Annotated in this window: 14 protein-coding genes; 8 read left to right on the top strand and 6 right to left on the bottom strand. The window is 66.6% G+C overall.

Annotated features, from left to right (window positions below):
* Window positions 1-115: 115 nt before the first annotated feature.
* From AWC02_RS19195 to AWC02_RS22065, 4 genes are all read left to right on the top strand, one after another.
* Window positions 116-592 carry a nitroreductase/quinone reductase family protein gene (locus tag AWC02_RS19195; protein WP_085130277.1) on the top strand — a complete coding sequence of 159 codons (477 nt, stop codon included), beginning with the start codon at window positions 116-118 and terminating at the stop codon, window positions 590-592.
* A gap of 40 nt (window positions 593-632) precedes the next feature.
* Window positions 633-1,097, top strand: a complete 465-nt coding sequence (locus AWC02_RS19190) for a hemerythrin domain-containing protein (RefSeq protein WP_085130276.1) — start codon at window positions 633-635, stop codon at window positions 1,095-1,097.
* A gap of 124 nt (window positions 1,098-1,221) precedes the next feature.
* Entirely contained in the window at window positions 1,222-1,836 is a 615-nt protein-coding gene (locus AWC02_RS21405; protein WP_109561081.1) for a carboxymuconolactone decarboxylase family protein, read from the top strand.
* Window positions 1,837-1,838: 2 nt separating this feature from the next.
* The gene (locus tag AWC02_RS22065; RefSeq protein ID WP_165757933.1) at window positions 1,839-2,144 is read left to right on the top strand and encodes a YdhR family protein; all 306 of its coding nucleotides are present in this window, start codon (window positions 1,839-1,841) and stop codon (window positions 2,142-2,144) included.
* Window positions 2,145-2,209: 65 nt separating this feature from the next.
* Here AWC02_RS22065 and AWC02_RS19180 read toward each other — a convergent pair whose 3' ends face one another.
* The 4 genes from AWC02_RS19180 to AWC02_RS19165 form a co-directional block, all read right to left on the bottom strand.
* Window positions 2,210-3,160, bottom strand: a complete 951-nt coding sequence (locus tag AWC02_RS19180; protein WP_165757932.1) for an AraC family transcriptional regulator — start codon at window positions 3,158-3,160, stop codon at window positions 2,210-2,212.
* Between the two features lie 253 nt (window positions 3,161-3,413).
* On the bottom strand, window positions 3,414-3,965 hold the full coding sequence (locus AWC02_RS19175) for an NAD(P)H-dependent oxidoreductase (RefSeq protein WP_085130274.1): 552 nt from the start codon (window positions 3,963-3,965) through the stop codon (window positions 3,414-3,416).
* Between the two features lie 134 nt (window positions 3,966-4,099).
* Window positions 4,100-4,885, bottom strand: coding sequence for a sulfite exporter TauE/SafE family protein (locus AWC02_RS19170; protein WP_207568090.1), 786 nt, complete (start codon window positions 4,883-4,885; stop codon window positions 4,100-4,102).
* Between the two features lie 82 nt (window positions 4,886-4,967).
* Window positions 4,968-6,176 (bottom strand): oxygenase MpaB family protein, encoded by a 1,209-nt coding sequence (locus AWC02_RS19165; protein ID WP_085130273.1) that lies wholly within the window; start codon window positions 6,174-6,176, stop codon window positions 4,968-4,970.
* Between the two features lie 59 nt (window positions 6,177-6,235).
* Here AWC02_RS19165 and AWC02_RS19160 point away from each other — a divergent pair, with 59 nt between their 5' ends.
* Window positions 6,236-6,865, top strand: a complete 630-nt coding sequence (locus AWC02_RS19160) for a TetR/AcrR family transcriptional regulator (protein WP_237160540.1) — start codon at window positions 6,236-6,238, stop codon at window positions 6,863-6,865.
* A gap of 90 nt (window positions 6,866-6,955) precedes the next feature.
* Window positions 6,956-7,816, top strand: a complete 861-nt coding sequence (locus tag AWC02_RS19155; protein ID WP_085130271.1) for an SDR family oxidoreductase — start codon at window positions 6,956-6,958, stop codon at window positions 7,814-7,816.
* On the opposite strand, the gene AWC02_RS19150 is transcribed toward AWC02_RS19155, so the two are convergent.
* Complete coding sequence (locus tag AWC02_RS19150) at window positions 7,804-8,439, bottom strand: VldE C-terminal domain-containing protein (RefSeq protein ID WP_109561080.1); 636 nt, start codon at window positions 8,437-8,439, stop codon at window positions 7,804-7,806. The genes AWC02_RS19155 and AWC02_RS19150 overlap by 13 nt on opposite strands.
* Window positions 8,440-8,639: 200 nt before the next feature.
* Here AWC02_RS19150 and AWC02_RS19145 point away from each other — a divergent pair, with 200 nt between their 5' ends.
* Together AWC02_RS19145 and acnA are read left to right on the top strand one after the other, a co-directional pair.
* A complete protein-coding gene (locus AWC02_RS19145; protein WP_085130269.1) occupies window positions 8,640-8,972 on the top strand; it encodes a DUF732 domain-containing protein in 333 nt (110 codons plus the stop codon).
* A gap of 84 nt (window positions 8,973-9,056) precedes the next feature.
* Window positions 9,057-11,855 carry an aconitate hydratase gene (gene acnA, locus AWC02_RS19140; RefSeq protein ID WP_085130268.1) on the top strand — a complete coding sequence of 933 codons (2,799 nt, stop codon included), beginning with the start codon at window positions 9,057-9,059 and terminating at the stop codon, window positions 11,853-11,855.
* 23 nt (window positions 11,856-11,878) lie between these two features.
* Here acnA and AWC02_RS19135 read toward each other — a convergent pair whose 3' ends face one another.
* A complete protein-coding gene (locus AWC02_RS19135; RefSeq protein WP_085130294.1) occupies window positions 11,879-12,934 on the bottom strand; it encodes an ABC transporter ATP-binding protein in 1,056 nt (351 codons plus the stop codon).
* Between the last annotated feature and the right edge of the window lie 8 nt (window positions 12,935-12,942).

Here is a 12,942-nt window from a genome sequence, read left to right as displayed (position 1 = left end):
GAGTTCGCCTTACAGTGGACCTCGACCCACCAACCCCAAGCCGCATAGCGACTGGACCACCAAACGGGTCCCCCTCACCGTCGCCAATCGGCGCGGGCGGAAAGGTCGTAGGCGAGTGAGCTTCACGAACAGCCGAGGGACGCGCGGCGCCACCCAGCCCGCAAACACCCTTATCACGCGTGCTGTGAATGGAGTACTGACGCGACGCATCCGTAGGGGCGGCAGGCTGCTGGGCAACACCTACGGTTTGGTGTTGACCACGGTCGGCCGCAGAACCGGAACGCTGCGCAGCACGCCGGTCAGTTACTTTCCCGATGGTGACGGGCGCTGGTTGATTGTCGCTTCAGCGGCCGGCGCGCCGAAGAATCCAGCCTGGTTCTTCAACCTCGCGGCACACCCTGACAAGGTCCAGATCGAACTACCGGATCGGACGGTGGCAGTACGTGCTGAACAACTGCACGGGCATCAGCGTGACGTTGCCTGGCAGCAGATCTCTTCGACCTCGAAGCTGTTCCAGCGGTACGCGCAGAAGACCGACCGCGAATTGCCCGTCATTCTCCTGACTGAGCAACGCGCTGCACAGGAGTCCTGAACCAGCTCGAATCCCCTCTAATCCCATCGGAGAGAAAGAGTTGCCATGGCGGACAACATTTTTCGAGGCCCTGCGTGAGAGCCACCAGCTGCAGCGGTCATTGTGCCGCAAATTGCTGCGATCTGCCCCGCACACCGAGGAGCGCGTCGCGCTGTTCACCGAGATTCGGGTAGAGCTGGCCGCCCACGCCGCGGCTGAGGAACGGTACCTGTATGCGCCTGTTCTCATGGCCGACGCCGGGTTGAATTCCTCACGGCACGCTCTGCACGAGCATCATGAGATCGACGAGCTCATCGAAGAGCTCCAAGTTGTCGACAAGAGTCGGGCGGGGTGGCTGCAGCGCGCCCGGAGGTTGTCCGAGCAGGTTCATCACCACCTGAGCGAGGAGGAGAAGAAGTTCTTCCAGGTCTCCGGGTCGATCCTCTCCGACGCCCAGAAGCAACGAATCGCCGGTCAATACCGCCGCGACTACGCGCGCATGCGCAAGGCGCTCAACGGCGGTTGACCGCCCCTGTGAGGAACGAGGACACGTGCGCAAAGTGGACAGCACCCGTGCGCTTGACGGCTGTCGTCACTGGGAAGGCCGCGATTAACTGGCAACGGCAAGCCTGATCGAAAAAGGAGAACCTATGGCGCCGCGGCTCAATCTCGTCCCCGATCTCGACAGCCTGTCCCCCGAGGCTAAGCAGGTGCTGGACGACTACATTGCCAAGACCGGGGGCGAGTACTTTCAGATCGCGCAAACGGTTGACCATCCGTTCCGGCAGAAGGGCACAGCGGCCCACCATGAGTGGGTCAGTCAGTTCGTCCGGGTGCTGGGTCTGAGCCCCGGCCTGCTGAAGGCCTGGCTGGACAAGGATTGGTACATCGTCCGGGAGAGCTTGATCTCCAAGAAGGACCCACAACTCGCCGAGCTGGTCGGTCTGGTGGTGGCCTTCGCCTTGGAGTGCCCGTACTGCATCGCATGGCATTCGGCCGCATCGCGATTCGAGGGCGCCGAGGACAGCATCGTTGCGAAAGTCCATGCCTACGACGAGAACCGGGATGCCTTCGACGAGCGAGTCCTGGCGGTGTTCGACTACTCCCGCAAGATCGCCCTGCACGCGTTCAAGGTCACCGACGAGGACGTCGACAACCTGCGCCGCTGGTACACCGACCCCGAAATCGCGGAACTGACCGAGTTGGCTGCGCACATGTCAGCCCTCTCGAAGTTCTTTTCCGCCCTGGACGTGGAGATCTGGTAATCATGGCAACCGCGATTCTGGTCACCTTCTCAAGTGCTGCCGAGCCGGCAGAACTCGCCGCGATTGCCGACGAATTCGCACATGCGCTCAATGAAGTCGACGGCCTGCTGGGCAAGACCTGGCTGGAGACGAACGGCGGCAGTGGAGGCTTCTACATATTTCGCGACGATGCTGCCGCCGACGCGTATCTGTCCGGTCCGCTGGTCGGGCAGCTGCAGAAGCACCCGAAGTTCTCGGACTTCACGGTTCAACGTTTCGGTGTGGACGAAACGCTGAGTGCTCGTACCAAGGGGCTGCCGTCGGCCTGACGTTGACTGTGGAGGCCACGTAATGCTTAGTGCCGGCGGCGGATATGGGCTGTCGGCACTAAGCATTATTGGGCGAGAACCTCTTTCGGGTATCGGCCGAACTGGACACGGAAATCCGTGGCGAACCGGCCGGGGTTGTGGTACCCCCAGCGGGCGGCAATGGCGGCTACTGTCGTGTTCCCGGCGTCGGCGGCAGCTAAGTCGTCGTAGGCCCGCCGAAGACGGGCCTGACGGGTGTACTCCATCGGGGTGAGGTCGCGATGGCGGCGGAACGCCACCTGCAAGGCACGTGGGCTCAGGCCGACCGACTGCGCGATGTCGCGAACGGTGAGCGGAGTGTCGGCGTGCTCGTCGATGTAGCTGATGGCTCGGGCAACCGCCATTGCCGAAACGGCTGCCGGCCGCTCGACGTTCGCGATGCGCACGGCGTTCGGAAAGGTGTCGAGCAGTGCCGACACGGTTGCCTTGGCTAGATGGAATTCGGTGAGCGACGGTTGGTGGCCGTACCTCGATGAGGTGGCTTGCTCGGCCAGAATTGCCACCATCCGACCCCAGGTGGCGACTGCCGGGCTTGCGGCCAGCGATTGCAGGGAGAAGTCCAATGAGACGTCTTCCACAGATACGCCGCGGGCCTCTGCTGCCATCCCGCGAGCCAGCGCCCGGTCGATAACGACCTTGCACGCCACGCTGTCCCGGTTCCAGCGCGCACGATACCGTTTACCCGCGTCGAGAACGACGGGAAATCGCGGTCCTGCGACGATCCCGACGTCTCCCCACTGCACACCGATCCGGCCGTGCAGTGGGTGTACGACCACGATGTGCTCGGTGTGGGGTTCGGGACGGAGGTCAACCGTAGTCCGGCCATAAGTCAAACGGTGGACTTGCACTCCCGGCATCGAGGTGGCCTGCTGTCGGGCGCGGAAGCCGTACGTTCCCTCGGGTAGATCCATCGCGTGCGGACCCAAGGACTGGCTCAGATGGTTGTGGACCTCATCGGGATCGCTGGAGTCGAACATTCCTGGTTGCCAGGCCTGGGCGGGAACCGGAACTGTGCCGACCTCTGCCCAGCTGAGTTCAGCAGTCATGTCTAACGAGTACCTCCAGAACCACGTGCACCTCGACCGGCACTCTACGGGCACCGGCAGCGCTTGCAGAGGGTTGAGATCGCGCAGAGCTGAAGTGCCCTGCGGCCACTCGGCTCCTAGGTCAGTACCGCCGCCGGCGTGATGGATTGACGCCCAGCGGGATTCAGCAGCGACCGCCCTCGGTCTAGAGGTGCTCGATCAACCGCGCCCAGATACCGCGCAGCGACTCCACCACGTCGGGCGACTCCCCCGGTGCCAGCCCGTCGAGCTGCTTGGCCGGAAGCGACAGTTCGATATCCTCGGGCACCTGCGCGCCGGCGATCGCCAGCGACTTGCGGGCATCGGCGTGGGCCCACTGTCCGCCGTAGCGGCCCAGCGCGGTTCCGATCACCGCTGCCGGCTTGCCCTTGAGAGCACTGCTGCCGTACGGGCGGGAAAGCCAGTCGATGGCATTCTTGAGCACGCCGGGCAGGCCGCCGTTGTATTCGGGAGTGACCACCAGCACGGCGTGGGAGTCTCCGGCCGCGGTGCGCAGCTCCTGCACCACGGGATGCGCTGCGGCGGTGTCGATGTCCTCGTTGTAGTGCGGCAGGTCGCCCAGCCGGTCGAACAGTATCGGCTCGATCTGTTCCGGTGCGTTATCGATAGCCGCTTGGGCCAGCTGGCGATTCAACGATCCGGACCGCAAGCTACCCACCAGGATGAGCGTTCGCACGGTGTTGCTGCCGGAGGTCATGGTTGGCGCATTTCGGTTAGCCCTTCGCTGGTGAGTGATCTTGATGGTAGCGCCCGCCCTCCCGTGGTCCCCCACGCCCGGCGGGCGAGAATCAGCGCGCGGCACAAGGCCCGAGAAGTGACCACGGCATCCACCTAGTGCAGGCTCTGGGCGATGTAGAGCACGGCGGTGGCGATGGCCACGGCACCGAGCAGGGTTGCCAGTACGCGTTCGGGCAGGCGCGGCTGCATGTGCGCGCCGAGATAGCCACCGAGCAGCCCGCCGAGACCGGCGGCGAAGCCAACCGCCCAATGGGGTGCGATCTGTGCTCCCGCGGTGGTGAGCGCCAGGATGACGTAGGTGGCGGCCCCGGCCACCGAGGTGACGAATGTGGTCACCAAGGTGGCCGGCGCGACGGTTGCCAGGGGCATGCCGGCACCCACCAGGATGGGACTGAGCAGCGATCCACCGCCGATGCCGTAGATCCCGCCGAGGACACCGACGCCGAACGCCACCGCCAGGGTGACACGTCGGGCCGGAACGGATCGGTGCGCCGCCGGCCGCCCGCCTGGCCGACGCATGAGCCAAACACCCAGCGGCAGAAGGAATCCGGCCAGCAGGAGCCGGAACATCTCCAGGCCGGGAATGACGAACACCCGGATGCAGGCGCCGACGACCACCCCGGGCAGGGTGCCGGCCAGCAGCGTCGTGGTCAACGGGCTGCGCAGGGCGCCGCGGGTGCGATACCGGGCCAGCGCGCCCGGAATCGCAACAACGTTGAACAGCAGGTTGGTCGGTGTGACAGCGGGGCTGGGAATCTGCAGCACGCTGATCTGGATCGGTAGCAGGAACACCGCACCGGAGACGCCGACCGGTGCCGTCACCAGTGCGACTGCCAGCCCCCCGATAAAGCTCAACAGAACCAGGTCGGGTGCGGCCACTGAAGCACTATGACCGCAGCGGTGGGGCGCTGGCCAGAGTTTGAATCATCGGGCTTGCGCTCTGAACACGGCCTGCTTGCCGTCAGGCCGAGCGCACTGCCGCGGGATGGTCGCCGCTGTTAGGCGCCGCATCGACCAGGTCGTGCTGGATTCCGTAGCGCCGGCGCTGCTCCTCCATCAACCGCGGGTAGTTCGCCAGCGCACGCCGGGTCCGCATCTCGTTGACGCCGGGAATACGCGCCAGCACCCGGTTGGCCCCGGCGACCACCGGGCCGACCATGCGCGGCAGATACTTCAGCCGGGTGTCGGCCACCCCGAGTTGGGTGGCGTTGGCATCGCCCAGGAATGCCCGGACCATGCCGTTGATGAGGTTGACGCCAAAGGCGTGTGTCCACTGACCGCGCAACGGCAGCATGTCGGCGATCTCGCGTGCCAGATAGTCATGGGTCAGCGCCCGCACGAAGTCGCGGTCGCCGTCGTCGGGTGCCACCGCGGTCAGCAAATACATTTCCGCGAGCCGGATCTGATCGGCTTCGGTGGCCGGATTCAGCGGCTCCGCAACACCGTTGAGCCGACCGACGTAGCGCCACAAGTGGTAGATGTCGTCGAGTTCGGCAGGTGTGTAGCGGATTCCCAACTGGTGCATGGCCGCCAGCGCGATCCGGCCGAATTCCACGATGGTGAGGGCCATGTAGCTCTGCGGAATCGGCACGCCCCAGGCCGCGGTGTCCCAGTCGGCCTCGGTCAGCAGATGGCGCCGGACGAACGCATGAATCATCCGGACCCGCAACGTGGTTGCCACCCCGGCGCCGTAGCGCCGCAACCCGCCCGGGGTGAGAATCGTCTGCAGCCAGGCGCCCACCTCGATGGACCGCACCGCCGCCTGGCTGGTGTAGCGACCGGTCACAACCAGCGGCAGCCCGGCCACGGAGTTCATCGCACCGGTGGTCAAGGAGGCGGCCCCCAACACGATGCCGTAGGAAGCGGTGTGGCGCACGAGGTGCCCCGCCGCCCGGTCCAGCCGGTCGTGGTCGAGCCAGTCCGGCTCGTGGTCGATCTCGGCGAAGAGCGCACGTAGCGATTCGGGAGCCTCCGGCACGGCGTCGATGCCCTGTTCCAGTGCGGTCCGCAGCATGGCCATGCCGGCGCCGCGCGGCAGCGTCGCGAAATCGGCGACTACGGCATCGGCCAGCGGATCGGCGATCTGCGTCCCGGCGATCCAGTCGCGGCCGGCCTGGCCGTATCGAGCGATGGCCAGGTCGGCATTGGGGATATGGGGCGCATTTGCCATACCGTCATGTAAACATGAGAAAGCCTCATTTACTACTCACTTTTGACCCGGGAGGTGCGGTGCCCGCTGCGGCACGATCACGCCCGCAACAGCGGCGGGCCCGCGAGATGCGGCGTCGGCTGCTGGACACCGCCCGGCAGCTGGTGGAGCGCCGCGGGGTGGACCCGCTGACCACCCAGATGATCGCCGATGCCGCCCACGTGAGTATCGGCACGGTATACCGCTATTTCCCCGACCGCGCGGCCATCATCGTCGAGCTGGTGGAAGAGGCCACGCGCGATATCTCCTTCCAGTTGGTGCGCACCGTCGGCCAAGCCATCGACCTGGACGTGGATCAGGCGGCGTTCGTCATCGTCGACACCCTCACGACCGTCTATGAGCAGCACGCCCCGATTCTCCTGGCGGCGATGACATCCTCATCTTTCGAGTTGCCGCCCTACCTCAACCACACCGCGATGGCCGAGGTGGAGCGCAGCCTGCTGCCGCTGGGCAGCGTGATCCCGAGCCGGTCGCGGCCGGACCTGTCGCCGGCCGAGCTGGACGATCTGGTGTTCGTCACCATGGGCGTGACCTCGAGCGCGTGTCTGCGTATCGCCTTGCAGCGACCCGCGACCGCGGATCGCGACGCCATGATCCGGGTGACGGCGGTGATGCTGGCGGCCGCGCTCAAGGCCCCGGCGGACACCTGACGGGCTTTACAATTCTGCACTGAACTGTCACGCTAGCGCCCGGGCGCGCACGGTCCGATTCTGCGCCGAAGCCCCCGCAACGCATCGTCGATGAGGAGCCAGCAGGTGACAGGCGCCGAATTCTCCGGCAAGACCGTCGTGATCTCGGGTGCAAGCCGCGGTATCGGGCTGGCTATCGGCCTGGGCGCGGCCCGGCTGGGAGCCAATGTCGTGCTGCTGGCCAAGACGGCCGAGCCGCATCCGCGACTGCCCGGCACCGTCTACACCGCGGCCGCCGAGATCGAGGCCGCCGGGGGCCAGGCCCTCGCGGTCGTCGGCGACGTCCGCAACGAGCAGGACGTGCAACGGGCGATCGACGCCGCGGTGGAGAAGTTCGGCGGCATCGACGTGTGCGTCAACAACGCCAGCTCGATTGCGACCGAGCCCACCGAGCAGTTGTCCGCCAAGCGTTTTGACCTCATGCAGGACATCAACGTGCGCGGAACGTTCCTGTTGACCAAAGCCTGCCTGCCGCATCTGCGCCGCTCGGCCAACCCGCATGTGCTGACCATCGCTCCCCCGATCAACCTGAACCCCTACTGGCTGGGCATCCACCCGTCCTACACGCTGTCGAAGTACGGCATGACGCTGTTGACGCTGGGCTGGGCCGCCGAATACGCCGACGCCGGGATCGCCTGCAACTGCCTGTGGCCGCAGACCTACATCGCGACGTCAGCGGTCGCCAACACGCCCGACGGGGGCGAGTTGCTCGAGAGGTCGCGCAGCCCGCAGATCATGGCGGACGCCGCCGTGGAGATCCTGCGCCGCAAGGCCGGCGACGCCAGCGGTCAATGCTTCATCGACGCGCAGGTGCTCACCGAGGCCGGGGTGACCGACCTGTCCGGCTACGGGGGCGGCCCGGAGCCGCTGATCGACTTCTTCCTCGACGACGCCGACGCTCAGCGCAGGTAGAGCTCGGCCCCGCTGGGGTATCCGCCGCCGGTGGTGGTGACGTGCACGTGGTCGTAATGGCCGTATCCGCCACGCTGCGCGCCGCCGCCGGGTGTGTAGTACACACCGCGCCAGATGGCGTCCTGCAGACCGAACCGCTCGGCGTTCTCCATCACGTAGGCCACGATCTCATCGCCGAGTGCGATACCCGCGGCGCTGGTCGGGTTGGGAATCATCACGTCGAGCGCCAGCCCGTTGGGGTGCCAACGCAGCGCGTCGGACCGCACGCCCCCGATCTGGCTGATCTGCGGGAAGGCGTCACTGATGCTGCGGGCCGTCTGGATGGTGCGGACCTGCAGGCCCCGCTCCGGGGCCACGCCCGCCGGCAGGAACCGCGAAACGGTGCGGGTGCGCGATGCCACCGAGAACCGCGCCGGGGCGCCCGTTTCATGGGTCACAGCGGGTGCTGCGACAAGCTGCATTCCGCCTGGTGAATTGTCTTCAGCAACCACCGCAACGGATTCTTTCGGCACCGCAGGATTGGCGCTGCCGCCCACAGCAAAGAACACTGCCGCTGGTGCGAGGACTGCAGCCATCAAAACAGATGACCTTTGCCGCTTGCTGGCTAACTCGTGTCGGCCCACGGGAAGACACAATACGAGAAATTCGGCTAATAGTCACAATTTTATAAACCTCATAAATTCCTTATGTCGCCTTCGTCACAATCGGACCCCCGAGCATCGGTCCGATCGGCTCCGATTCGCGCAGGTAAGCGCGCTTGGACCCGCTCCCCCGCACCCGGCAAAGGAAGCTCACCTAAGCAGACGGGTCTACACTGCATCTCATGAAATCGACGACCCTCGCCGCAGCGGTCCTGGGCGTGGCCGTGGCGCTGGCCGCGCCCGCCCACGCCGACCCGGACACCGATTTCGCCCGCGAACTGCACACCTACGGCATCTACGGCCCGCGGGACTACAACGCGTGGCTGGGCAAGATCGTCTGCGAGCGTCTGGACAAGGGACTCGACGGGGACGCGGCCAAGTCGGTCCGCTTCATCACCCCCAACCTGCAGAAGGGCAGCACCCAGGTGCAGACCTGGCAGTTCCTCGGCGCGTCGATCAACACCTACTGCCCCGACAAGCGCCCCGTCCTGGAGCGGGCCGCCCAGAACGGCTGATTACGGGCCTTCTTTCCCTGGCCGCGGCGGTGACGCGGCCCTAGGGTCGGTAGTAACCGATCCGTCCGGTGGGAGGGGCACGCGATGGCCGAAAGCAGCAACCTCGACAGCTTCGAGACCCGGGGCCGGCTGAGCGTCGACGACACCACGTATCAGATCCGGCGCCTGGATCGGGTCAGCGGCGCAGCACGATTGCCCTACAGCCTCAAGGTTCTGCTGGAGAACCTGCTGCGCAACGAGGACGGCCGCCTGGTCACCGCCGAGCAGATCAGCGCGCTGGCCGCATGGGACCCGGCCGCCGATCACGGCCGGGAGATCGCCTTCACGCCGGCACGTGTCTTGATGCAGGACTTCACCGGGGTGCCGTGCGTGGTCGACCTGGTCGCGATGCGCGACGCGATCACCGAGCTCGGCGGGCAGACCAGCCGCATCAACCCGTTATGCCCCACCGAGCTGGTGATCGACCACTCGGTGATCGCCGACGTCTTCGGGCGCACCGACGCCTTTTCCATCAACGCCGAACTGGAATTCGAGCGCAACGCCGAGCGCTACCAACTGTTGCGGTGGGCCCAACAGGCCTTCGACGACTTCTCGGTGGTGCCACCCGACACCGGTATCTGCCACCAGGTCAACCTGGAATACCTGGCCCGGGTGGTGTTCACCCGCGACAGCGCCGAGGGGCCGCTGGCCTACCCGGACACCCTGGTGGGCACCGACTCGCACACGCCGATGGTCAACGGCCTGGGCGTGCTCGGCTGGGGCGTCGGCGGCATCGAGGCCGAAGCGGCCATGCTCGGACAACCGATGAGCATGCTGATCCCGCCGGTGGTCGGCCTCAAGCTGACCGGCGAACTGCAACCGGGCACCACCGCCACCGACCTGGTTCTCACCGTGGCGCAACTGCTTCGTGCCACCGGGGTGGTGGGCAAGTTCGTCGAGTTCTACGGTCCCGGCGTGGCCAACGTCCCGCTGGCCAACCGGGCCACCATCGGCAACATGAGCCCGGAGTACGGGGCCACCTGCGCGATCTTCCCCATCGATGCGGTGACCTGCGACTACCTGCGGCTGACCGGGCGCACGGAGCACCAGATCAAACTCGTGGAGGCCTACGCCAAGGAACAGGGCATGTGGCATGACCCGAACCGCGATCCCGAGTACTCCCAAACCCTGGAACTGGACCTCGGCGCCGTCGAACCCTCGATCGCCGGCCCCAAGCGCCCGCAGGACCGCATCCCGCTGCGGCTGGCCCCCCAGACCGTCGCCGCCCTGCTCGACGGTGCCGAATCGACCGCCCAGGCATTGTCGGACCTGGATAAGGCCTCGGCGGACTCATTCCCGGCCAGCGACCCGATCGCGTTCGGTCAATCCCAGCCCGAAGGCATCCCGCGGGAACAGTGGGCCGGCGGCGACAAGCTCCCGTGGACCAGTGCGCCCACCCCGATCGAGTTGGCCGACGGCACCGAAACCCAGATCGACAACGGCGACGTGGTCATCGCCGCGATCACCTCCTGCACCAACACCTCCAACCCCTCGGTGATGGTGGGCGCGGCACTGCTGGCGCGCAACGCCGTCGACAAGGGCCTGTCGCGCAAGCCGTGGGTGAAGACCACCCTGGCACCCGGATCCCGGGTGGTCACCGACTACTACGAGCGGGCGGGCTTGACCCCCTACCTGGACAAGCTCGGCTTCAACCTGGTCGGCTACGGCTGCACCACCTGTATCGGCAACTCGGGACCGCTGATCCCCGAGGTGAGTAAGGCGGTCGTCGACCACGACCTGACCGTGTGCTCGGTGCTGTCGGGCAATCGCAACTTCGAGGGCCGCATCCATCCGGAAGTGCGGATGAACTTCCTGGCCTCGCCGCCGCTGGTGGTCGCCTACGCGCTGGCCGGCACCCTGCGCGTCAACCTGCTGACCGACCCGCTCGGCACCGGCAGCGACGGCGAACCGGTGTACCTGCGCGACATCTGGCCCACCACCGCCGAGATCGCCGCCGTGGTGGACGACAACCTGCAGGCGCAGATGTTCACCGCCAGCTACGCCGATGTCTTCACCGGCGACGAGCGCTGGCGCTCGCTGGCTGTTCCCGGCACCGAGACCTTCTCCTGGGAGCCCGAATCCACCTACGTGCGCCAGCCGCCGTACTTCGACGGCATGACCCGCGAGCCCGCACCGGTCACCGACATCACCGGGGCGCGGGTCCTGGCCAAACTCGGCGACTCGGTGACCACCGACCACATCAGCCCGGCCGGGTCCATCCGCTATGACTCCCCCGCCGGAAAGTACCTGTCGGAGCACGGAATCGACCGCAAGGACTTCAACTCCTACGGCTCACGCCGCGGCAACCACGAGGTGATGATCCGTGGCACCTTCGCCAACGTTCGGCTGCGCAACCAGTTGGCGCCCGGCACCGAGGGCGGCTTCACCCGTGACTTCACCCAGGCCGACGGTCCGGTCACCACCATCTACGAGGCCTCGGTGAACTACCTCGCCGCCGGAACCCCGCTGGTGATTCTGGCGGGGAAGGAATACGGGTCGGGATCCTCGCGGGACTGGGCCGCCAAAGGCACCGCCCTGCTCGGGGTGCGGGCGGTGCTGGCGGTGTCCTACGAACGCATCCACCGGTCCAACCTGATCGGCATGGGCGTGCTGCCCCTGCAGTTCCCCGATGGCGCCGACGCCGAATCGCTGGGCCTGACCGGCGAAGAGACCTTCGACATCACCGGGGTGACCGCACTGGGCGAGACGATCCCCGACACCGTGCACGTGCGGGCCGGTGACATCGAGTTCGACGCGACGGTGCGCATCGATACCCCCGGCGAAGCCGACTACTACCGGCACGGCGGAATCATGCCCTACGTGCTGCGCCAGCTGCTCGACTGAAGCCCCGTGGCATCGGGGCCGGCTCATATCCGGGCCCCGTCGGCGGCGAAGAAGTGCAGGTCGCTCATGTCGAAGCCGAGCGACAACCGCGCGCCGCGGGACACCTCGACGTTGCCGGACACGCGTGCCACCAGCTGGGCCGTCCGCTGCGCCGTTGCGCCGTACAGGTAGGTGTCGGCGCCCAGTTCTTCGACGAAATCGACCTCCACGCCGATCCCGCGATCGGTGATCTTCAGGTGCTCGGGACGGATTCCCACCGTCAATTCCCTTGCTGCCGCAGAGATTTCCGGGGGCAGCGGAACGCGGAAACCGCCGAGTGACACCGCGGAGTCGACGACGGGAACGGTGAACAGGTTCATCGCCGGCGACCCGATGAACCCGGCGACGAACACGTTGGCCGGGGTGCGGTAAAGCTCGCGCGGCGGGGCGCACTGCTGCAGGACTCCGTCGCGCAGCACCGCAACCCGATCGCCCATCGTCATGGCCTCGACCTGATCGTGGGTCACATAGACCGTGGTGATCCCCAACCGCCGCTGCAGTTCGGCGATCTGGTTGCGGGTCTGCACCCGCAACATGGCGTCCAGATTCGACAGCGGCTCGTCCATCAGAAAGACCTGCGGGCGCCGCACGATCGCCCGGCCCATCGCGACACGCTGGCGCTCGCCGCCGGAGAGGTCCTTGGGCTTGCGCGCCAGCAGCCCGGACAGACCCAGCAACTCAGCGGCCTCGAACACCCGGGAGCGGATCTGCGCCTTGGGGGTCTTGGCGACCTTGAGGGCGAACCCCATGTTCTGTGCCACCGTCATGTGCGGGTACAGGGCGTAGTTCTGGAACACCATCGCGATATCGCGATCGCCGGGATCGGTTGCGGTTACGTCACGCTCACCGATCAGGATCCGCCCGGCGTCAACGGGTTCCAGGCCGGCCAGCATCCGCAGCGTGGTGGTCTTGCCGCACCCCGACGGTCCGACCAGCACCATGAACTCGCCGTCCTCGACGGCCAGGTCCAGGCCGTCGACGGCGCGGCGTTCGGCGCCGGGATAGTGCCGCGTCACCGAGTCGAACGTCACTGAGGCCACCGCGTTCT

It is taken from the genome of Mycolicibacter engbaekii (assembly GCF_002101585.1).
Lineage (GTDB): Bacteria > Actinomycetota > Actinomycetes > Mycobacteriales > Mycobacteriaceae > Mycobacterium > Mycobacterium engbaekii.
The sequence above is the reverse complement of the archived record's forward strand: the minus strand, read 5'-3'. Positions and strand labels throughout refer to the sequence as shown.